Origin of the sequence: Nocardioides sp., assembly GCF_036401255.1 — a bacterium.
Taxonomy (GTDB): Bacteria; Actinomycetota; Actinomycetes; order Propionibacteriales; family Nocardioidaceae; genus Nocardioides.
The window spans coordinates 1-20,487 of sequence record NZ_DASWVI010000161.1; the positions used below are offsets into that span (position 1 = coordinate 1).

The window sequence follows — 20,487 nt, forward strand, 5'->3', positions numbered from 1 at the left end:
TACCCGACCTTCTCGAACACCATGGTCGCCTGGATCCGGTCTCCGCCGCCGAGTCCCTTGCTCCCGGACGCGGCGGTGGTGATGGTGTGCAGCCGGTAGCCGAGGGCGGCCTGACGGTTCAGCACGCCTTCCAGCTCGGTGAGGTTGCCCGAGCCCGTGCCCCAGAGCTTCTCCTTGAGGATGACCTGGAGCACCACATAGCTCGCGCCTGGCGCGGCGGGCCGAGGCTGAGCGCCGGCGGCCGCGCTCTGCTGGATCCGGTTGGCGACTCCAGCGACGCCGCCGCCCTCGGGTGGCGCCTCGAACCGGTCGGTCCAGCTCTGGCCGTCCCACCAGCGCTTCCTGCCCGTTCCCGAGCCGTCGTCGTACCAGCCGGCTGGAGTGTTCGACATCTGCAACCCCTCTGTCCGCGCGATCGTGTGTCCGGTCAGGCTAAGGCTGCTCGATCCGGGCGCACTCAGGTGCCGTCCTCGGTCAGGCTCGTGGGTGGCAGCCAGTCGGCTCCGAGCAGCTGGGCGAGGTCCGCGAGGCCGGTGGTGTCGCTCCCGACGGTGTCGGACGCGGCGGCGATCCGCTCCACCATCACCCGGCCGACCCGCTCCTCGACCGTGCCCTCGGCGTACGCGATGTGCCAGGGCGAGACCTGGTGGTCGCGGTGGGTGCGCCCGGTCACCTGCCGTCCGGCGATGCCCGAGAAGCGCGCCTGGTGGAAGACGCCGACCCGCGGCTCGGAGCTCGCCTGGCGGCCGTCGGTGAGGGTCTCGCCGGCGTGCAGGCTGATCGAGGCGACCGTGGTGAAGACGCAGACCTTCGCCTGCCCCGTCTGGAACCTGAGCCGCTCGGCCTCGGCGTCGAACCGGTCGCGGCCGTAGATCGTGGCGACCTCGAGGCCCGCGTCACGCAGCCGGTCGGTGATGGGGTCGGCGGCGGTCGCGACGAACTCGACCGAGCACGCGACCTGCCGATCGGCCTCGACCTGCTGGGCGATCCAGGCGACCGTCGAGTCGACCCGGATCAGCCCGGCCTTCTGCCGGAAGCGCAGCAACGCGGCCCGGCCCCTGGCGACGTTGCGGCCGCGTCGCGCGATGTCCATCTCACGGCAGAACTCACCCCACTCGGCCTCGTACGCCGCCCGTTCCGCCGGCGTGAGCGCCACCGGCATCCCGGAGATCGGCACCGGGCCCCAGGGCGCCGCGCGGTGCAGCATCGCCGGGGGACGCTCGTCGGCGAGCCAGCCGCGCACCAGCTTGAGGTCGGCGGCGCGTCGCGCCGGGTCGGTCGTCCAGGCCGCGCCGTACCGGCCCTGCTCGACCCCGACGCCGCCGCGCTCGAGCGCGGCGGCGAACGTCGCGCCGGGCTGGGTCGCCGAGGTCCACTCCCGCATCGGCTCGCCGAGCACCTGCGCATAGGCGGGCGCGAGGTAGGGCAGCTCCAGCGGCGTGTGGCCCGGTGTCGCGGTCGTCGCGATGACGAACGGCGCCGTGTCGTGCGGCTTGCTGTGTCCCGAGATCCGCGTCCAGTGCTTCCACCGCTTCGTCGTCGTACGCCGCAGTGCGTGAGCCTCGTCGGCGATGATCACGTCCCAGGTGTGGTCCTTGACCTTCTCGAGCCGGTCCCACGTGATCACGACCCATTCGAGTCCGCCGTCACCGAGCGCCGTGATCGTGCGGCACCAGTGGCCGATGGTGATCGCGGCCGGCCGGTCGGCGACGACGAGCACCCGTCGTCCGCCACGCAGGTCGGCGACGGCCGACGCGCCGAGGACGGCGGAGATCGTCTTGCCGACGCCCGGCTCGTCAGCCAGCAGGAACTGGCGTCCACCCGCCGCTGCGCGCGCCGCGATCGCGTCGGCCGCCTCGAACTGGAGCCGCCGGGGCTCGAGCGTGTCGGTCGGCTGGGGGATGGGTTGTGGGGTCTCGGGGTTGAGGGTGTTCTCGATGAACCGGCCGAGGGTGTGCGGTCCCGGCGCGTACGGCGCGAGGTGGGCCGGCAGGGCGCGCCCGACGTACAGGTGCGTCTTGACCGCGGGCTGCCAGCTCGCGCCGTCGACCTGGGTCCCGTAGGGGACGTCGAGCACCCACAGCCGCTCGCCGGGTCCGGCGAACGGCAACGGCCGCTGCTGACTCCTGGACGCCTTCCGACGCGGTGACGAGCCGCGCCGGCCGGCACCGGATCTGCGACGACTGGCCACCCCAGGACGCTACCGGGACGCGTGCCGCCACCAGCGCCGGCTCGCCAGATCCGCGCCCGCGGTGGTTGAGGTGCGAGCGAAGCGAGCCTCGAAACCACCCCCGATCGCCTCTCGGGTTCCGTCGACGCTCTCGTGAGCGCTGCGCTGCCCGAGGACGACGCCGCGAAGATCGACCAGATCCGCGACCTCGAAGTCTTGGTCTGCGCGGCCCAGGCGCGCCAGGCCCGACTGGCCGCCGCGCTCGACCGCTCGCAGCGAGCCCGGGCCGCCGACCGTGGTGAGCCGGCGGCCCGGCAGGGTCGGGGGATCGCGGAGCAGGTCGCGCTGGCGCGCCGCGAGTCGCCCCACCGGGGCCGCCGGCACCTCGCGCTGGCCACGGTGCTGGAGCGTGAGCTGCCCTGCACCCGGGCGGCGTTCGAGCAGGGCCGGATCACCGAGTGGCGCGCGATGATGATCGCCCGCGAGACGGCGTGCCTGTCGCTGGAGGACCGCCGCTCGGTCGACCGGGCGATCGCGGGGGACCCCGAGGCCCTGGAGTCCTGCTCCGACCGGGTCGTGCTGCACGAGCTGCGCAAGCTCGCCGCCCGCCTCGACCCCGCCTCGGTGGCCGAGCGGCGCCGTCGCGCCGAGGCCGAGCGGCACGTGAGCGTGCGGCCCGCGCCGGACACCATGGCCTACCTGACCGTGCTGCTCCCGGTCGCGCAGGCCGTGGCCTGCTACGCCACCCTCAAGGTCGAGGCCGACACCGCGGTCGCCACGGGCGACCCCCACTCGCGGGGGCAGGTCATGGCCGACACCCTGGTCGCCCGGGTCACCGGGTCGACCGACGAGACCGGCCGGCCCGTGGTGCCGGTCTCGATCGGGCTGGTGATGACCGACCAGGCGCTGCTCGCCGGTGCCCACGACACCGCCCACATCGAGGACCACGGCCCCATCCCCGCCGGACTCGCCCGCGACCTGATCCTCGCCGCCGGGGACGCGAAGACCCGGATCTGGCTACGCCGGCTGTTCACGAGTCCCTCGACCGGGGAGCTGGTCGCCATGGACTCCCGCCAGCGTCTCCTGCGCCGCAACCTGGCCCGGTTCATCCGCCACCGCGACCAGTGGTGCCGCAGCCCGTGGTGCAACGCCCCGATCCGGCACGGCGACCACGTCACCGACTGGATTGACACCGGCATCACCGACGCCGCGGACGCCCAAGGCCTCTGCGTGTCCTGCAACCACGCGAAACAGGGCATCGGCTGGCGCGCCCGTCCCAGCCCCGGCGACACCCACACGGTCGAGATCACCACGCCGACCGGGCACACCTACACCTCCCACGCCCCACCCGTCGTCGGCCTCCGCCGCGGCGCGTATCAGCAGCTCTGGGAAGGCCACTGGGCCCTCGTCGGCTGACCACTGTCGCGGGCGCGTCCATGGCGGCGGAGTGACGCATCGTGTGCGTAGAGGTCTGAGCCCTCTTCGGTCGGCCAGGTCAGCTTGGCGACAACAGGTCGGCGTACTTCCGCTTCTGGGTAGGAGCGATGACAGCGCTGAGCGCGAGCGCCACTTGTGCACTGATGTAGTTCTCGAGCGTCATCGTCTTCTCGAAGTACCAGTGCTTGAGCGCCCAGGCGTGGGCGAGCAGCAAGAGGTTGTAGGCCACGAGATCGGGGTCGGAGGCGCGGAGCGCTCCGGACTCCACTCCGGCACGCACGGCAGCGCGCAAGGGTTCGCTTGTCTCGACCTCCAGGCGCTTGATGCGCTCGCGGCCTGCCGCATCGAGCGACTTCGACTCGCGGTACGTGAGTACGGCCGCGTGGCGGTGCTCGTCGATGACCCGGCAGTACGCCGCGAATGCGCCCGCCAGGCGACGAATCGGGTCATCGCCGGCTGCTTGGATCGCACGCGGCACCTCCACCGCGAAGGCGTCCAGCACTTGAAGGATGACGGCGAGCAGCACGTCGTCCTTGCTGCCGAAGTACCGGTAGATCAGCCCGACGCTCACCCCGGCCTCGCTGGCCAGCGCCTGCATGGAGACGGCCTCGGAGCCCTCGCGCTCCATCAGCCGGGCGGCAGCGTCGAGCAGCTGGCGTGAGCGCTGCTCGACCAGCACTTGACGCGCAGCGTCTTGCGCGTGATCGATGGAGGTGGCGGGCATCCGGGTTCCTCTCAGCCGGGGTGAACCGAGATTCATCCTAGGGCAGACCTTGGGCCGTGGAGGCATTGACAGCCATCCAAAATGAATCTACGTTCATTTGCACTGAACCCAGATTCACTGATTCGATCGGGAGCAAGTCGTGGACTTCAAGAGCTACAAGCAGCTGAGCTTCACCCGGCACGACAACGGCGTCCTGCTGATCACCATGGATCGTCCCGAGAAGTACAACGCGACGGATGAAGAGATGCACGGCGAGCTCGCCCGGGTCTTCCGCGATGTCTCCGACGACAAGGAGACCCGGGTCGCGGTCATCACGGGTGCCGGTAAGGCGTTCAGCGCCGGCGGCGACCTCGACATGGTCTCCCGCCTGGCCGGCGACCACGAACGTGTCGACCACATGCTCCGCGAGATGAGCGACATGGTCTACAACATCATCAACTGCGAGAAGCCGATCGTGTCCGCGATCAACGGCGTGTCGGTCGGCGCCGGGACCGTCGTCGGGCTGCTTGCGGACATCTCGATCATGGCCGAGGACGCGAAGCTCGGTGACGGCCACGTCAAGCTCGGCGTGGCGGCCGGAGACCACGCCGCGATCATCTGGCCGCTGCTGTGCGGCATGGCGAAGTCGCGCTACTACCTGATGACCGGCGAGATGCTCACCGGCTCCGAGGCCGAGCGGATCGGGCTGGTCAGCAAGGCGCTTCCGCGCGACCAGGTGCTCGAGGAGGCCATGCGCGTCGCCCAGGTGATGGCCACCGGCGCGCAGCAGGCGATCCGCCTCACCAAGCGCACCCTGAACAGCTGGGTCCGCCAGGCCTCGCCGATCTTCGACCAGTCGGCGGCTTACGAGATGTTGTGCTTCATGGCCCCCGATGTCGTCGAGGGCTACACGGCTCTGCAGGAGAAGCGCGAGCCCGCCTTCCCGTCGGCACGCTGAGGGCGACCGGCATGCACTACGGGTTCGACGAGGACGAAGAGACCTTTCGCGCGGAGGTCGCGCGATGGGCCGAGAAGGTCCTGGCGCCGCACTACCAGGCGGACGACAAGGCGGCCGAGTTCCGGCGCCAGCAGGCGCTCGACATGGCGCAGATGGGCCTGACCGGACTTCGCATCCCGGAGGAGTACGGCGGCCAGGACGCGACCGCCGTGGTCGCCGGGATCGCCGCCGAGGAGGTCGGCCGCGCCGACTTCAACGCCGGCTACCTGATCATCAACACGGCACTGATCAGCGACATCCTGGTGCGCAACTGTCCCGACGAGCAGAAGAGCGCGTGGCTCCCCGGCATCGCGTCCGGCGACATCGTCCCCTGCATCATGATCACCGAGCCGGGGGCCGGGACCGACGCAGCCAGCCTGAGCCTCAAGGCAACCCCCGACGGTGACGGCGCCTGGGTGCTCAACGGCGAAAAGACCTCGATCACCCTCGGCATGGCAGCCGACGCCGCGGTCGTCCTGGCGCGAACCGGGGGCCCCGGCGCCCGCGGCGTGAGCGCCTTCTGGGTCGACCTGAGCGACCCCGGCATCTCCCGCAGCGCCTTCGACGACCTCGGAAGTCGTGCGATCGGTCGGGCGTCGATCCACTTCGACGACGTCCGGGTCACCCGCGCCGAGCTGATCGGCGAGGAGGGCGGTGGCTTCGTCTCGGTGATGCAGGGCTTCGACTACTCCCGCGCCATCATCGGCTTGCTCTGCCTCGGCGCCGCCCAGCAGAGCCTCGACGAGGCCCTCCAGTGGTCGCGTGACCGGATGGCGTTCGGCAAGCCGATCGGCAGCTTCCAGGGCGTGTCGTTCCCGCTCGCGGAGTGTGCGACGTACGTCGCCGGCGCCCGCCACGTCTGCTACGAGGCGCTCTGGCGCAAGGACACCGACCGGGAGCACAGCGCCGAGGCCGCGATGGCGAAGTTCTGGGCGCCCAAGCTCGCCGTCGACGTCATCCACCAGTGCCTGCTGACCCTGGGCCACGTCGGCTACTCCACCGAGCACAAGGTCGGCCAGCGCCTGCGTGACGTCATCGGCCTCGAGATCGGCGACGGCACCGCGCAGGTCTCCAAACTCGTCATCTCCCGCAACCTCCTCGGCCGCTCCTACGCGCCCTGAGCTCCCTCGACCGACGAAGACAAGGACACCACCATGGGCAAGCTCGAGAACAAGATCGCGATCGTGACCGGCGCCGCCCAGGGCATCGGCAAAGCGATCGCCACCAAGCTCGCGGCCGAGGGCGCGACCGTCGTAGTCACCGACCTCAACGAGACCGGCGCCAAGGAGACGGCCGACGGGCTCGGCGGCGGTGCGATCGGGATGCAGCTCGACGTCACCGACAAGCCCTCGGTCGACGCGACCGTGGCCCAGGTCAAGGAGCAGTTCGGCAGGATCGACGTCCTGGTCAACAACGCCGGCTGGGACAAGGCAGAGCCGTTCGTGGACTCCGAGGTCGCGACGTGGGACCGGATCATCCAAATCAACCTCTACGGCCAGCTCCACACCTGTCACGCAGTCCTCCCCGTGATGGCCGAGCAGGGCTACGGCCGGGTCGTGAACATCGGCTCGGACTCAGGTCGCGTGGGTTCCTCTGGCGAGGCGGTCTACTCCGCCGCCAAGGGTGGCGTGATCGCGTTCACCAAGACGATCGCGCGTGAGATGGCCCGGACCGGCGTGACCGCCAACTGCGTCTCGCCCGGTCCGACCGACACCGAGCTGTTCGCCTCGATCGGCGGGGAGGGGCTTCGAGCTGCGCTGACCAAGGCGATCCCGCTCAAGCGGCTCGGCCAGCCCGAGGACCTCGCGAACGCCGTGGCGTTCCTGGCCTCCGACGAGGCCGCCTTCATCACCGGCCAGACCGTCAGCGTCAGCGGCGGCTTGACCATGAGCTGAGCGGAGTGCACGCCATGTCCTTCGAGACCCTCCTGACTCCCGAGCGCATCGCCCGGGAGACCGGCGCCGGCTTCTGGCGCGACAAGGTGATCACCGACTTCCTCGACGAGTACGCCGAGGCCACCCCCGACAAGGTCGCCTTCGTCGACAGCCGTCGGCAGATCACCTTCGCCGAGCTGAGGGCCGAGGTCGACGCGGTCGCCCGGGGGCTGCTGGCGAAGGGCATCGGCTCTGGTGACGTCGTCTCCTTCCAGATCCCGAACTGGATCGAGTGGATCGTGGTCCACTACGCCGCCACCCGAATCGGGGCGGTCAGCAACCCGCTGATCCCGATCTACCGGGAGCGCGAGGTCGGCTTCATGGTCGAGCTGGCGAGGTCGAAGGTGATCGTGGTGCCGCAAGAGTTCCGCGGCTTCGACTACCCCACGATGATCGAAGGCCTGCGCGCCGAGTGGGACTTCGGCCCCGAGATGGTCGTGCTGGGCACCGACTCCTGGGACCAGCTGAGGGCTGGCGGGGACGATGCCGCGGATCTGGCCGCGCTCCGGCCGGATCCCAACGACGTCACCTTGCTGATCTTCACCTCAGGCACCACGGGAGAGCCCAAGGGCGTGATGCACACCCACAACACGATGGTCGCCGCCAACGACCCGCTGCCCGGCCGGTTGGGCGTCGGTGCGGACAGCGTGCTGCACATGGCCTCGACATTGGCGCACCTCACCGGCTTCCTGTACGGCGCACGCCTCAACGTGCAGAACGGTGCGACCTGCGTGCTCCAGGACGTCTGGGACGCGGGCACGTTCGTCGAGCTGGTCGAGCGGCACAAGATCACCTACACCTCGGCCGCAACACCCTTCCTGCACGACCTGGTCACTGCCCCCAACCTGGCCGACCACGACACCAGCAGCCTGGTTCGCTTCTGCTGCATGGGTGCTCCGATCCCGCGGACGATGGTTCGCGAGGCGAAGACACTCCTCCCCGGCCTGGTCGTGGTCGGAGGGTGGGGTCAGACCGAGGAGGGCCTGGTCACGATCGGCATCCCAGGTGATCCCGAGGAGAAGGTCATCGAGACCGACGGCTACCCGTGGCCCGGCATGGAGATCCGCGTCGTCGACCCGTTCGGGACCGTCGCACCCGCCGGTCAGGAGGGTGCCCTCCAGGTTCGCGGCCCGTTCCTCTTCGTCGGCTACGCCGAGCGGCTCGAGATGGCTCGCGAACTGATGCTCCCTGCCGACGACGATCGCGGCGACTGGTTCGACACCGGCGATCTCGCCCACATCGACCAGGACGGCTACCTCCGGATCTCCGGTCGCACGAAGGACGTCATCATCCGCGGCGGGGAGAACATCCCGGTCGCCTACGTCGAGAACGTCCTCTACGAGCACCCCGGCATCGCCTCAATCGCCGTGGTCGCCATCCCCGATCCACGATTGCAGGAGCGGGCGTGCGCCTGCGTCGTCCTGGCCCCCGGGTGGACGGAGCTCACCTTCGAGCAGATGCAGGCGTTCCTCGCCGAGAAGGGTCTGGCCAAGCAGTACTGGCCCGAGAAGCTGGTCCTGCTCGAAGACTTCCCCAAGACCCCGAGTGGCAAGATCCAGAAGTTCCAGCTGCGCGCGGAGGTGGCCGAATGAGCGTGCGTCGGCCAAGCATCTCCCTCCTCCTGGAGCGGCCATGAGCACCTACGAGACCCTCCTCGTCGACACCGACGACCGCGTCGCGATCATCACGCTCAACCGCCCCGACGTGCGCAACGCGATCAACGCCCAGGTCCAGGCCGACCTCCGGGCCGCCCTCGGCGAGCTCCGCGACGACGACTCGGTCGGCATCGTCGTCATCACCGGCGCCGGTGAGAAGGCTTTCGCCGCAGGCGCTGACATCGGCCAGCTCCAGCACTACGACCTGCACGCCGGCCTGACCTCCTCGATGCAGCGGCTCTACGACGAGCTCGAGGCATTCGAGAAGCCGACCATCGCAGCCGTCAACGGTTACGCCCTGGGAGGCGGCTGCGAGCTGGCGATGGCGTGCGACCTCCGGATCGCTGCCGCCACCGCTCGCTTCGGCCTGCCCGAGACCAACCTGTCGGTGCTGCCGGGCGCGGGTGGCACCCAACGGATGAGCCGGCTGGTCGGCGAGGGCCTGGCCATCGACCTGATCCTCACCGGGCGGATGCTCGATGCCGGCGAAGCGCTGAGGGCCGGACTCGTCACCCGGGTCACCGAACCCGACCAGCTGCTCGCGACGGCGCGGCAGGTCGCGGCTGCGATCCTCGCCAAGGGCCCCCTGGCCGTGCGGCTCGCCAAGCTGGTGATCCGCACCGGCATGGACGCCGACCGACGTACCGGCCTCGTCGTGGAGCAGCTCGCGCAATCCCTGCTCTACACGACCGCGGACAAACGCGAAGGTGCCGAGTCCTTCCTCGCCAAGCGGACGCCGGAATGGAGCGGACGATGAGCATCGAGACCGTGCTGGTCACCGGCGCCGGCGCCATGGGCTCCCAGATCGCCATGGTCGCGGCATTGTCCGGCTGCACCGTGGGCCTCTACGACGTGGACCAGGCCACGCTCGACCGGGCGGTGGAACAGCTCGCCCTGCGGATGACGGCCCAGGTCGCGAAAGGCCGCCGGACCGCGGAGGCGACCCGAGCCGCCCTGTCCCGACTCACCATCGCCACGGTGCTCGACGAGCATGCGGCCGACGTCGACCTGGTCATCGAGGCGATCGTGGAGAAGCTCCCAGCCAAGCGCGACCTCTTCGCGCGGCTCGACGACCTGTGTCCGCCGCGGACCATCCTGGCCAGCAACTCCTCCAGCTTCGTGCCATCGGCGATGGCCACCGCCACCGCACGTGCCGACCGCTTCCTCAACCTGCACTTCTTCAACCCGGCGCTGGTGATGAGGTGCGTCGAGGTGGTCCGGGGCCCGGACACCTCCGACGACGCCGTGCGCACGGCGCTGGAGTTCGTCGAGCAGATCGGCAAGACCCCTGTCGTCCTCGACCGCGAGATCCCGGGCTTCGTCGCGAACCGGCTGCTGGGCGCCGTCCGCGACGAGGCCATCCGGCTCCTCGAAGGCGGCTACGCCGACGTCGCGGCCATCGACACCGCAGCCCGCACCGCCCTCGGCTATCCGATGGGCCCGTTCGAGCTGATGGACCTCACCGGCATCGACATCGGCTACCTCACCAAGACCGCACGCTACGAAGAGACCGGCGACCCCGCCGACGCCCCCTCTGCCACCGTCACCGCCCTCGTCGAGAGGGGCGACCTCGGTCGCAAGACCGGCCGCGGCTTCTACGTCTACGACGACGACGGCAACCGCACCGCGACCACTGACCTGGCCAGCCTGAAGGGAACGCACTGATGGACATCAGCCTCACTGAGGACCAGCTCGCCTTCCAGCAGCTCGCCCGCGACTTCCTCGACAAGGAGGTGGTGCCCTACCGCGCCGAATGGGACCGCCGCGAGTCCGTCGACACCGACATCATCCCCAAGCTGGGCGAACTCGGGTTCTTCGGCCTCACCATCCCCGAGGAGTACGGCGGCGTCGGCGGCGACTACATCACCTACTGCATCGGCATGGAGGAGCTCGGACGTGCCGACTCCTCGGTCCGCGGTATCGTCTCGGTCTCCATGGGGCTGTTCGGCAAGGTCCTCCTCGACCACGGCAGCGAGGAGCAGAAGCAGGAGTGGCTCCCCGGGATCGCGAGCGGCACCAAGCTCGGCTGCTTCGGCCTCACCGAGCCCGACACCGGCTCGGACGCCGGCAACCTCAAGACCCGGGCAGTCAAGGACGGCGGCGACTGGCTCATCACCGGCTCCAAGATCTTCATCACCAACGGCACCTGGGCCGACGTCTGCATGGTCTTCGCCCGCACCGGCGGTCCTGGCCCCAAGGGGATCTCCGCCTTCCTGGTCCCAACCGACAGCCCGGGCTTCACCCGCACCGAGATCCACGGCAAGCTCGGGCTACGCGGCCAGGCCACCGCGGAGCTGTCTTTCGACAAGGTGCGGGTCCCCGCCTCCGCGATGGTCGGCAACGAAGGCGACGGCTTCGCCTTCGCGATGAAGTCGCTCGACAAGGGCCGGATCTCGGTCGGCGCCGGCTGCACAGGCATCATCCAGGGCTGCCTCGAAGCCGTCGTCTCCTACTCACAGGAGCGCCTTCAGTTCGGTCGTCCCCTCGCATCGTTCCAGATGATCCAGGACATGATCGCCGAGATCTCCGTCGACGCAGACGCAGCCCGACTGCTCACCTGGCGCGCGGCCTCCCTTGTCGAGAAGGGTGAGCCGTTCGGAGTCGAGGCGTCCAAGGCGAAGTACTTCGCCTCCGAGAAGGCCGTGAAGGCTGCCAACCTCGCGATCCAGGCCTTCGGCGGCTACGGCTACGTCGACGAGTACCCCGTCCAGAAGTACATGCGCGACGCGCGCGTCATGACACTGTACGAAGGCACCAGCCAGATCCAGAAGCTGCTCATCGGTCGCGCCGAGACCGGCATCTCCGCCTTCCTCTGATCCTCTTCGCCCCCAGGAGCAACCATGACCAGCCACGCGGACCCGATGGACCTTCCGGCACCCGACCCGACCGACCCTGCGGATCTCGACAGCCTGCTCACCGACGACGAGAAGTCGGTCCGCTCCGCCGTACGATCCTTCCTCGACAAGGAAGCCGAGCCCTACATCACCGAGTGGTTCGAGAACGGAGAGATCCCCGTCATCCGCGAGCTGGCCCGGGGCCTCGGCGAGCTCGGTGTCCTCGGCATGCACCTCGACGGCTACGGCTGCGCCGGCATGAGCGCGACCGAGTACGGCCTGGCGTGCCTCGAGATCGAGGCCACCGACTCCGGCCTGCGGTCACTCGTCTCGGTACAGGGATCGCTCGCCATGTTCTCCATCTGGCGCTGGGGACCCGAGGAGCAGAAGCGCGAATGGCTGCCCCGCATGGCCGCAGGCGACGCGATCGGTTGCTTCGGCCTGACCGAGCCCGACCACGGCTCGGACCCCGGATCCATGACCACCCGGGCCCGGCGGAACGGCACAGACTGGATCCTCAACGGACGCAAGACATGGATCTCCAACGCCCCCTACTCCGACGTCGCCGTGGTGTGGGCGCAGACCGACGAGGGAATTCGTGGTTTCGTCGTGCCCACTGACACGCCCGGCTTCTCCGCCCCCGAGATCAAGCACAAGATGTCGCTCCGAGCTTCGGCGACCGGCGAACTCGTGCTGGACGACGTCCGCCTGCCCGCAGATGCGGTCCTCCCCGAGGTCCGTGGGTTGAAGGGTCCCCTCTCCGCGCTCAACGAGGCGCGCTACGGCATCACCTGGGGTGCCCTCGGGGCGGCCCGCTCCAGCCTCGAGGTCGCGCGCCAGTACTCGATCGAGCGTCACCAGTTCGGCCGTCCGATCGGCGGCTTCCAGCTGACCCAGCAGAAGCTGGCCGACATGAGCCTCGAGTACATCAAGGGATACCTGCTCGCCGTCCACCTCGGTCGCCGCAAGGACGCAGGCTTGCTGCGTCCCGAACAGGTCTCGATCGGGAAGCTCAACAACGTCCGTGAGTCGATGGAGATCTGCCGCACCGCCCGCACGATCCTCGGCGGCAACGGCATCTCGCTCGAGTTCCCGGTCATCCGGCACATGAACAACCTCGAGTCGGTCCTCACCTACGAAGGCACCGTCGAGATGCATACGCTGGTCCTCGGCCAGCTCCTCACCGGCCAAGCCGCGTTTCGCTGACGGCCGGACGAGTCGGGCACAGTCCCAGAGCGCGACCATGTGAGGCTGATGCCGCCGACAATGGCGCGGCCTGCTACAGATCACCACTCGCGTCGTACACCCGTCGTGGTTCTCGTACGCCGCCAGCGAACCCCACCTGCAACCGCTTGGCGATGTCGACGGGACCGCGGGCGGCGAGCGTCGGGCCGACGGGCACGTCGAGGTAGATGCAGTCGTCGGTCACCCACTCGGCGATGCGGTCGTAGTCGCGCTGGGACAGCGTGCGCCACAGGCCGCGCACGGCCTCCTCGGGCCGTGCGGGGTCACGAGGTCACGAAGCCTTCTCGGCCGCCGTGGTGGGAACCGTGGCGCTCTGCTCCGCCCGCAGGAAGCTGCCGGTGCGCTCCCGGCCCAGCAGGGGAGTGGGCTCACCGTCGGCGACGACCCGCCGCCCGGCGATGAACACGGCCGGGACGGCGGCGTCGTTGCGGTTGACCATGCGCGAGAGCCCGCCGTACTGCTCGACGGGGGACTCGCAGTAGTCCTCCAAGGAAGCGTCGAGGTGCGCAGGATCGATCACGACGACATCGGCGCGGTCGCCGACGCGCAGGTGGCCGGCGTCGATGCGGTACCAGTCCGCCAGCTCGCCGGTCAGCCGGTGCACGACGTGCTCGACGCTCATGAACGGCCGGCCGGCGCGCTCGGCGTCGCGGACGTGCTTGAGCAGGCGCAGGCCGAAGTTGTAGAACGCCATGTTGCGCAGGTGCGCGCCCGCGTCGGAGAACCCGATCTGGATGCCGGAGTCGGCGGCGAGCTTGCGCAGCACCTCCGGGCGGTGGTTGGAGATCGTCGTGCGCCACCGGATCGCGGTGCCGTGCTCGAGGACCAGGTCGAGGAACGCGTCGACCGGGTGCTTGCCGCCCCGCTCGACCCCGACCTGGCCGAACGACTTGCCGATCACGCTCGCGTCGGGGCACTCGACGATCTCGGCGTCGAAGAAGTCGCGGTGCCACACCCGCGGGCCGTACTTGCTCTCGTAGTCCTTGCGGAACCGCTTGCGGTACTCCGGGTCGCGCATCAGCTCGTCGCGGGCGAGCTTCTCCTGCAGGTGCAGGGCCGCCGCGCCCGAGCCGAACTCCTCGAAGATCACCAGGTCGATGCCGTCGGCGTACACCTCGAACGGCACGGGCAGGTGCTGCCAACGGAAGTCCGCGCCGAGCCGGTTGACCAACCACGCGAGCGGCCGCATCAGGTGGATCACGAACGGGATCGCCTTGATGTCGGCGGCCGACAGCAGGCTGGTGCGCAGCGGTGCCCGCCCGAACAGCCCGATCGAGCCGAGCGCCTGGGTGACGATCGTGTGCGGGTGGCTCGCGTCCGGGCCGGCCTGCAGCGCGCGCCGCCGGCGGCGCAGGATCGAGCGCAGGCCGCGCATCTCGCGCCACTTCGCGTACGTCGAGGGCAGCGTGCGCGAGCGGCACAGATCGCCGTCCAGCTTGTCGAAGAGCAGCTGCTGGGCGGACATGCCGACGAAGCCGGCGTCGAGGGCCTCGTCGAGCATCCGCTCCATCCGGGCCTGCTCGCGGCGGCTCGGCCGGACCTCCTTGCGGGTGGCCCGGTCCAGGCCCATCGTCGCCGTGCGCATGTCGGAGTGCCCGATGAACGCCGCCAGGTTGGGCCCGAGCGGCAGCGACTCCAGCGCGGCGACGTACTCCTCGGCGCCGGTCCAGGTCTTGTGCTTCTCGACCGCGCTGATCACGTGCTGGCGGGGGATCGCCTCCACCCGGCCGAACAGGTCCCCGGCGTCGACCCCGCCGACGTGGATGGTCGAGAGCGAGCACGAGCCCAGCAGCAACGTGGTGACGCCGTGCCGCACCGACTCCGCCAGCCCCGGCCCCTCCAGCACCTCGACGTCGTAGTGGGTGTGGATGTCCACCAGGCCCGGGATCACCCACCGGCCGGTGGCATCGACGACCGCGGGGCAGCCGGTGGCGTCCAGCGGCTCCTCGCTGACCGCGACCACGCGGCCCTCGCGGATGCCGAGGTCACGGATGGCGGAGCGGGCGCCGGTGCCGTCGAACCAGCGCCCGTTCCTGATGATCGCGTCGAAGGCCATGCGGGCATGGAACAGGTTCCAGTTGACGCGTGTCAATGGTCACATCGAGTCCGATATTCAGGCCGTCGCCGCGAACGCCTCCGCCACCACGTCGAAGCCCTCGTCGAGCAGGTCGTCGCCGATCGAGAGCGGCGGCAGGAACCGGAACACGTTGCCCCACGTGCCGCACGTGAGCGTGACGACCCCCTGCTGATGGCAGTACGCCGAGACCGCGGCCGTGCGCACCGGGTCGGGGTCGGTGGTCCCCGGGTGGCACAGCTCGATCGCCATCATCGCGCCCCGGCCGCGCACCTCGGCGATCACGGCGTGCTCGGCCGCCAGCGCCTCGAGCCGCGACCGCATCCGGGAGCCGATCGCCCGCGCGCGTGCGGAGAGGTCGTGCTCGCGCATCTCCTCGATCGAGCCGAGCGCGGCGGCGCATGCGATCGGGTTGCCGCCGTACGTCCCGCCGAGGCCGCCCACGTGCACGGCGTCCATCAGCTCCGCGCGGCCCGTGACCGCGGCGAGCGGCAGGCCGCCGGCGATGCCCTTCGCGGTCGTCACCACGTCGGGCACGACGCCCTCGTGGTCGCAGGCGAACCAGTCGCCGGTGCGGCAGAAGCCCGACTGGATCTCGTCGGCGACGAACACCACGTCGTTGGCGCGCGCCCAGGCGGCGAGCGCCGGCAGGAAGCCCGGCGCCGGGACGACGAACCCGCCCTCGCCCTGGATCGGCTCGATCACGATGCAGGCCAGGTTGGCCGCGCCGACCTGCTTGTCGATGACGTCGATCGCCCGGGCCGCGGCCTCGGCGCCGCTGAGCCCGTCGCGCAGCGGGTAGGACATCGGCGCCCGGTAGACCTCGCCCGCGAACGGCCCGAAGCCGTGCTTGTAGGGCATGTTCTTTGCGGTCATCGCCATCGTGAGGTTCGTGCGGCCGTGGTAGGCGTGGTCGAACACGACCACCGCGTCCTTGCCGGTCGCGGCGCGGGCGATCTTGACGGCGTTCTCGACCGCCTCGGCGCCGGAGTTGAACAGAGCGCTCTTCTTCGCGTGGTCCCCGGGGGTGAGCGAGGCCAGCTCGGCGCACACGTCCACGTAGCCGTCGTACGGCGTGATCATGAAGCAGGTGTGCGTGAACGCGTCGACCTGGGCGTGCACGTTGCGCGCCACCGCCGGGGCGGCGTTGCCGACGGTCGTGACCGCGATGCCCGAGCCGAGGTCGATCAGCGAGTTGCCGTCGACATCGACGAGCACGCCGCCGCCCGCCGCCTCGACGAACACCGGCAGCATCGTGCCAACGCCGTCCGCGACGTGCGCGCGCTTGCGCTCGAGGCGCTCCAGGGAGCGCGGGCCGGGGATCTCGGTGACGAGCCGGCGCTCCTGGGGGAGGGTGGGTCCGCCCACGGCGGCGACAGCAGAATCGGTCATGCGAGGAGGCTATCTCGCCGGAATCCGTCTCCGGGAGGGGGTAAGGCTGACGATTTCGGCGGTAGAGACGTGGATTCAGTGATGGCGCGCGGGTGCGGGAGACTGGGGGAGTGAGAGACGTCGCCATCCTCGGCAGCACCGGGTCGATCGGCACCCAGGCCTTGGACATCGTGCGCGCCAACCCCGACCGCTTCCGGGTCGTGGCGCTGACCGCCGGCGGCTCGAACCCCGAGCTGTTCGAGCGCCAGGTGGCCGAGCTCGCGCCGGCGTACCCCGATCTCTTCTCGGGACTGGGGGAGGACGCGAGCGTCGAGGCCGCCTCCCGGCCCTGCGACGTCGTGCTCAACGGCATCACCGGCGCGGTCGGCCTGCGCCCGACGCTGGCCGCGCTCGACGCCGGCAACACCCTCGCGCTGGCCAACAAGGAGTCGCTGATCATGGGCGGCCCGCTGGTGCTCGAGCGGGCCAAGCCGGGCCAGATCGTGCCCGTCGACTCCGAGCACAGCGCGATCGCGCAGTGCCTGCGGGGCGGCAGGGCGGACGAGGTACGCCGGCTCGTGCTCACCGCGAGCGGCGGTCCGTTCCGCGGCCGCAGCCGCGAGGAGCTCGCCGAGGTCACCGTCGAGCAGGCGCTCGCGCACCCGACCTGGAGCATGGGGCCGGTCGTGACGATCAACTCCGCGACGCTGGTCAACAAGGGCCTCGAGGTCATCGAGGCGCACCTGCTGTTCGGCATTCCCTTCGACCGGATCGAGGTCGTCGTGCACCCGACGAGCGTCGTGCACTCGATGGTGGAGTTCGTCGACGGCTCGACGCTCGTGCAGGCCAGCCCGCCCACGATGCTGATCCCGATCGCGCTCGGCCTCTCCTGGCCCGACCGGGTGCCCGACGCCGCGCCCCCGGTCGACTGGAGCCGGCCCGAGACCTGGGAGTTCTTCCCTCTCGACGACGCGGCGTTCCCGGCGGTGGCGCTCGCCCGTGAGGCGGGGGAGCGGGGCGGCACCGCCCCGGCGGTCTACAACGCGGCGAACGAGGTCGCCGTGGACGCCTTCCGCACCGGCGCGCTCGCGTTCACCGAGATCGTCTCGACGGTTCAGGGCGTTCTCAGCCGTCACGACGTACCCTCGGAGGTGACGATCGAGGACATCCTCGCCGCCGACGACTGGGCACGCGCCTGTGCCCGCGACCTGATCGAAGGGACCCGATGACCGCCCTGTTCTACGTGTTGGGCGTGGTGATCTTCGTGGTCGCCATCCTGGCCTCGATCGGCCTGCACGAGCTCGGCCACATGATCCCGGCCAAGAGGTTCGGCGGGAAGGTCACGCAGTACTTCATCGGCTTCGGCCCGACCGTGTGGAGCAAGCGCGTCGGCGAGACCGAGTACGGCGTCAAGGCGATCCCGCTCGGCGGCTACGTCAAGATCGTCGGGATGCTGCCGCCGGGCGCCGAGGAGGTGGCCGACGAGGTCACCGTCGACGCCGAGGGCAACCAGGTCGTCAAGGTCCGCAAGTCCAACACCGGCATGTTCACCCAGCTGATCTCCGACGCCCGCGCCGCGGAGTGGGAGACGATCAAGCCCGAGGACTCCGAGCGGCTCTTCTACAAGATGACCTGGTGGAAGAAGGTCGTCGTGATGGCCGGCGGGCCCACGGTCAACCTGCTGATCGCGTTCTTCATCTTCTGGGGGATCTTCGGCCTCTACGGGCTGCGCACCGCCGAGCCCGACGCGGGCGCACCGGTGATCGACGAGGTCTCGCAGTGCGTGATCCCGTACGCCGAGAGCGGCCGGGCCTGCCAGGACTCCGACCCGGTCACGCCCGCAGTGGAGGCCGGGCTGCGACCCGGCGACGTGATCACCAGCTTCAACGGCACCCCGATCACCGACTGGGACCAGCTGCGCACGCTGATCCGCGGCAACGACGACGGCGAGGCCGTCATCGGCTACGAGCGTGACGGCCGGGCGCTGACCGGCACCACCAGCACCACGGTCGAGGCGCGGCCGACCTCCGAGACCGACGAGTCGCTGCGCCAGGTCGGCTTCCTCGGCGTCACCCCGACCACCCACGAGGTCATTACCACCGGCGGCCCGCTCTACACCCTCGACCAGATGGGCGACATGACGGTCACGACGGTCAAGGCGCTGAGCACCCTCCCGGTGAAGGTCTGGGGCGTCGCCAAGGCGATCGCCGGGGTGGAGGAGCGCTCGATCGACAGCCCGGTGAGCATCGTCGGCGGCGGCCGGATCGCGGGCGAGACCGTCTCCCACGAGGACTTCCCGGTCACCGAGAAGGCCGTCTACCTGCTGTCGCTGATCGCGGGCTTCAACTTCTTCATCGGGATGTTCAACTTCATCCCGCTGCTGCCGCTGGACGGCGGCCACATCGCGGGCGCGCTGTGGGAGGCCGTGCGGCGCGGGTTCGCCCGGCTCCGCGGCCGGCCCGACCCGGGGTACGTCGACGTCGCCAAGCTGCTCCCGGTCGCGTACGCCGTCGCCTCGGTGCTGCTCGTCATGGGCGTGGTGCTGATCGTGGGCGACCTCGTCGTACCCCTCCACCTCGCGTCCTAGGCTCCCGGCCATACCATCGGAGTCATGACTGCGATCAGCCTCGGCATGCCCGAAGCGCCCCCGCCGGTGCTGGCTCCGCGCCGCAAGACCCGCCAGATCAAGGTCGGCAAGGTCGGCGTCGGCAGCGACCACCCGGTCTCGGTCCAGTCGATGACCACGACGCTCACCTCGGACATCAACGCGACCCTGCAGCAGATCGCCGAGCTCACCGCCACCGGCTGCGACATCGTCCGCGTGGCCTGCCCGAGCCAGGACGACGCGGACGCACTGCCTGCGATCGCGGCCAAGTCGCAGATCCCGGTCATCGCCGACATCCACTTCCAGCCCAAGTACGTCTTCGCCGCCATCGACGCCGGGTGCGCGGCGGTCCGGGTCAACCCGGGCAACATCCGCAAGTTCGACGACCAGGTCAAGGAGATCGCGCGCGCCGCCAAGGACCGCGGCACCTCGATCCGGATCGGCGTCAACGCCGGCTCGCTCGACAAGCGACTGCTGGAGAAGTACGGCAAGGCCACGCCCGAGGCGCTCGTCGAGTCCGCGGTGTGGGAGGCATCCCTCTTCGAGGAGCACGACTTCCACGACTTCAAGATCTCGGTGAAGCACAACGACCCGGTGATCATGGTGCGGGCGTACGAGATGCTCTCCGAGAGGGGCGACTGGCCGCTGCACCTCGGGGTCACCGAGGCCGGGCCGGCGTTCCAGGGGACGATCAAGTCCGCCACCGCCTTCGGCGCCCTGCTGAGCCAGGGGATCGGCGACACGATCCGGGTGTCCCTCTCGGCCCCGCCGGTCGAGGAGGTCAAGGTCGGCATCCAGATCCTCCAGGCGCTCAACCTGCGACCGCGCAAGCTCGAGATCGTCTCGTGCCCGTCCTGCGGCCGTGCCCAGGTCGACGTGTACTCCCTGGCCGAGAGGGTCACCGCCGGCCTCGAGGGCCTCGAGGTGCCGCTGCGCGTCGCCGTCATGGGCTGCGTCGTCAACGGGCCCGGTGAGGCGCGCGAGGCGGACCTCGGCGTCGCCTCGGGCAACGGCAAGGGCCAGATCTTCGTCAAGGGCGAGGTCGTCAAGACGGTCCCCGAGTCGCAGATCGTCGAGACGCTCATCGAGGAGGCCATGCGCATCGCCGAGTCGATGGAGGCCGTCGAGGGCGGCGCCCCGGTGGTCTCCGTCTCCTGACGGGGCCCCGACGACACCTCGGGTGCGCCCCGGCACGCACAGCCGGATGGTGCACAATCGGCGGATGGGACGTTGGCGCACCGACGCTGCCGCGAGACGGTCGGTCGTGACCGACGTCGACCTGACAGAGGCTGCGCGGCTGTGCGCCGTGGACCCCGTGGCCAGCGTCCTCGCCGCGTCCCGGGTCGAGGCCGCCGTGGCTGCCGGTGCGGTGCGCGGTGGTTCCACGCTGTGGGGCCACGAACGCGACGGACGGCTGGTGGCCCTCTGCTGGGCGGGGGCCAACCTCGTGCCGGTGTGCGAG

At 70.2% G+C, this 20,487-nt stretch carries 19 protein-coding genes; 13 read left to right on the plus strand and 6 right to left on the minus strand.

Translation table 11 applies throughout. The features are described from left to right. Both VGD85_RS07630 and VGD85_RS07635 read right to left on the minus strand, forming a co-directional pair. A partial coding sequence (locus VGD85_RS07630) for a DUF2510 domain-containing protein (RefSeq protein WP_331062852.1) occupies positions 1-392 on the minus strand: 392 nt, incomplete at its 3' end. A gap of 65 nt (positions 393-457) precedes the next feature. Then, positions 458-2,110, minus strand: coding sequence for a helicase (locus tag VGD85_RS07635; RefSeq protein ID WP_331062853.1), 1,653 nt, complete (start codon positions 2,108-2,110; stop codon positions 458-460). A gap of 213 nt (positions 2,111-2,323) precedes the next feature. Here VGD85_RS07635 and VGD85_RS07640 point away from each other — a divergent pair, with 213 nt between their 5' ends. After that, positions 2,324-3,586, plus strand: a complete 1,263-nt coding sequence (locus VGD85_RS07640; RefSeq protein WP_331062854.1) for a DUF222 domain-containing protein — start codon at positions 2,324-2,326, stop codon at positions 3,584-3,586. A gap of 79 nt (positions 3,587-3,665) precedes the next feature. Here VGD85_RS07640 and VGD85_RS07645 read toward each other — a convergent pair whose 3' ends face one another. After that, entirely contained in the window at positions 3,666-4,331 is a 666-nt protein-coding gene (locus VGD85_RS07645) for a TetR/AcrR family transcriptional regulator (RefSeq protein ID WP_331062855.1), read from the minus strand. 139 nt (positions 4,332-4,470) lie between these two features. Between VGD85_RS07645 and VGD85_RS07650 the strand changes: the two genes are divergently transcribed. The 8 genes from VGD85_RS07650 to VGD85_RS07685 are packed head-to-tail and all read left to right on the plus strand — an operon-like array spanning position 4,471 to position 12,936. Next, complete coding sequence (locus VGD85_RS07650; RefSeq protein WP_331062856.1) at positions 4,471-5,268, plus strand: enoyl-CoA hydratase/isomerase family protein; 798 nt, start codon at positions 4,471-4,473, stop codon at positions 5,266-5,268. A gap of 11 nt (positions 5,269-5,279) precedes the next feature. Continuing rightward, positions 5,280-6,428: an acyl-CoA dehydrogenase family protein gene (locus VGD85_RS07655; protein WP_331062857.1), complete on the plus strand. Its 1,149-nt coding sequence runs from the start codon at positions 5,280-5,282 to the stop codon at positions 6,426-6,428. A gap of 33 nt (positions 6,429-6,461) precedes the next feature. Further along, a complete protein-coding gene (locus tag VGD85_RS07660) occupies positions 6,462-7,202 on the plus strand; it encodes a 3-oxoacyl-ACP reductase family protein (RefSeq protein ID WP_331062858.1) in 741 nt (246 codons plus the stop codon). Between the two features lie 14 nt (positions 7,203-7,216). Continuing rightward, the gene (locus VGD85_RS07665) at positions 7,217-8,833 is read left to right on the plus strand and encodes an AMP-binding protein (RefSeq protein ID WP_331062859.1); all 1,617 of its coding nucleotides are present in this window, start codon (positions 7,217-7,219) and stop codon (positions 8,831-8,833) included. Between the two features lie 40 nt (positions 8,834-8,873). Next, positions 8,874-9,653: an enoyl-CoA hydratase/isomerase family protein gene (locus VGD85_RS07670; RefSeq protein ID WP_331062860.1), complete on the plus strand. Its 780-nt coding sequence runs from the start codon at positions 8,874-8,876 to the stop codon at positions 9,651-9,653. Beyond that, the gene (locus VGD85_RS07675) at positions 9,650-10,561 is read left to right on the plus strand and encodes a 3-hydroxyacyl-CoA dehydrogenase family protein (protein ID WP_331062861.1); all 912 of its coding nucleotides are present in this window, start codon (positions 9,650-9,652) and stop codon (positions 10,559-10,561) included. Before VGD85_RS07670 ends, VGD85_RS07675 begins: the two co-directional genes overlap by 4 nt. Then, positions 10,561-11,712: an acyl-CoA dehydrogenase family protein gene (locus VGD85_RS07680; RefSeq protein WP_331062862.1), complete on the plus strand. Its 1,152-nt coding sequence runs from the start codon at positions 10,561-10,563 to the stop codon at positions 11,710-11,712. The genes VGD85_RS07675 and VGD85_RS07680 overlap by 1 nt, the downstream gene beginning before the upstream one ends. A gap of 24 nt (positions 11,713-11,736) precedes the next feature. Beyond that, positions 11,737-12,936 carry an acyl-CoA dehydrogenase family protein gene (locus tag VGD85_RS07685; protein WP_331062863.1) on the plus strand — a complete coding sequence of 400 codons (1,200 nt, stop codon included), beginning with the start codon at positions 11,737-11,739 and terminating at the stop codon, positions 12,934-12,936. A gap of 73 nt (positions 12,937-13,009) precedes the next feature. Here the strand turns inward: VGD85_RS07685 and VGD85_RS07690 are convergent, their stop codons facing one another. Genes VGD85_RS07690 through gabT form a run of 3 tightly spaced genes read right to left on the minus strand, consistent with a single transcriptional unit; the run spans position 13,010 to position 16,441 of the window. Next, a complete protein-coding gene (locus tag VGD85_RS07690) occupies positions 13,010-13,216 on the minus strand; it encodes a hypothetical protein (RefSeq protein ID WP_331062864.1) in 207 nt (68 codons plus the stop codon). 30 nt (positions 13,217-13,246) lie between these two features. Beyond that, positions 13,247-15,031: an N-acyl-D-amino-acid deacylase family protein gene (locus tag VGD85_RS07695; RefSeq protein ID WP_331062865.1), complete on the minus strand. Its 1,785-nt coding sequence runs from the start codon at positions 15,029-15,031 to the stop codon at positions 13,247-13,249. A 57-nt stretch (positions 15,032-15,088) separates the two neighbouring features. Then, positions 15,089-16,441, minus strand: coding sequence for a 4-aminobutyrate--2-oxoglutarate transaminase (gabT, locus tag VGD85_RS07700; RefSeq protein ID WP_331062866.1), 1,353 nt, complete (start codon positions 16,439-16,441; stop codon positions 15,089-15,091). A gap of 110 nt (positions 16,442-16,551) precedes the next feature. On the opposite strand from gabT, the gene dxr reads away from it, so the two are divergent. From dxr to VGD85_RS07720, 4 genes are all read left to right on the plus strand, one after another. Next, on the plus strand, positions 16,552-17,649 hold the full coding sequence (dxr, locus tag VGD85_RS07705; protein WP_331062867.1) for a 1-deoxy-D-xylulose-5-phosphate reductoisomerase: 1,098 nt from the start codon (positions 16,552-16,554) through the stop codon (positions 17,647-17,649). Then, on the plus strand, positions 17,646-19,007 hold the full coding sequence (locus VGD85_RS07710) for a M50 family metallopeptidase (RefSeq protein WP_331062868.1): 1,362 nt from the start codon (positions 17,646-17,648) through the stop codon (positions 19,005-19,007). The genes dxr and VGD85_RS07710 overlap by 4 nt, the downstream gene beginning before the upstream one ends. A gap of 24 nt (positions 19,008-19,031) precedes the next feature. Continuing rightward, positions 19,032-20,183 carry a flavodoxin-dependent (E)-4-hydroxy-3-methylbut-2-enyl-diphosphate synthase gene (ispG, locus tag VGD85_RS07715; protein ID WP_331062869.1) on the plus strand — a complete coding sequence of 384 codons (1,152 nt, stop codon included), beginning with the start codon at positions 19,032-19,034 and terminating at the stop codon, positions 20,181-20,183. A gap of 106 nt (positions 20,184-20,289) precedes the next feature. Continuing rightward, positions 20,290-20,487: DUF4081 domain-containing protein (locus VGD85_RS07720; protein ID WP_331062870.1), on the plus strand; the 198-nt coding region annotated here is incomplete at its 3' end.

Bases quoted from the DNA above. Each gene is read 5' to 3' on its own strand.
- VGD85_RS07645 (WP_331062855.1), bottom strand. From the start codon at position 4,331: ATGCCCGCCACCTCCATCGATCACGCGCAAGACGCTGCGCGTCAAGTG.
- VGD85_RS07655 (WP_331062857.1), top strand. From the start codon at position 5,280: ATGCACTACGGGTTCGACGAGGACGAAGAGACCTTTCGCGCGGAGGTC.
- VGD85_RS07660 (WP_331062858.1), top strand. From the start codon at position 6,462: ATGGGCAAGCTCGAGAACAAGATCGCGATCGTGACCGGCGCCGCCCAG.
- VGD85_RS07665 (WP_331062859.1), top strand. From the start codon at position 7,217: ATGTCCTTCGAGACCCTCCTGACTCCCGAGCGCATCGCCCGGGAGACC.
- VGD85_RS07670 (WP_331062860.1), top strand. From the start codon at position 8,874: ATGAGCACCTACGAGACCCTCCTCGTCGACACCGACGACCGCGTCGCG.
- VGD85_RS07675 (WP_331062861.1), top strand. From the start codon at position 9,650: ATGAGCATCGAGACCGTGCTGGTCACCGGCGCCGGCGCCATGGGCTCC.
- VGD85_RS07680 (WP_331062862.1), top strand. From the start codon at position 10,561: ATGGACATCAGCCTCACTGAGGACCAGCTCGCCTTCCAGCAGCTCGCC.
- VGD85_RS07685 (WP_331062863.1), top strand. From the start codon at position 11,737: ATGACCAGCCACGCGGACCCGATGGACCTTCCGGCACCCGACCCGACC.
- VGD85_RS07695 (WP_331062865.1), bottom strand. From the start codon at position 15,031: ATGGCCTTCGACGCGATCATCAGGAACGGGCGCTGGTTCGACGGCACC.
- gabT (WP_331062866.1), bottom strand. From the start codon at position 16,441: ATGACCGATTCTGCTGTCGCCGCCGTGGGCGGACCCACCCTCCCCCAG.
- VGD85_RS07710 (WP_331062868.1), top strand. From the start codon at position 17,646: ATGACCGCCCTGTTCTACGTGTTGGGCGTGGTGATCTTCGTGGTCGCC.
- ispG (WP_331062869.1), top strand. From the start codon at position 19,032: ATGACTGCGATCAGCCTCGGCATGCCCGAAGCGCCCCCGCCGGTGCTG.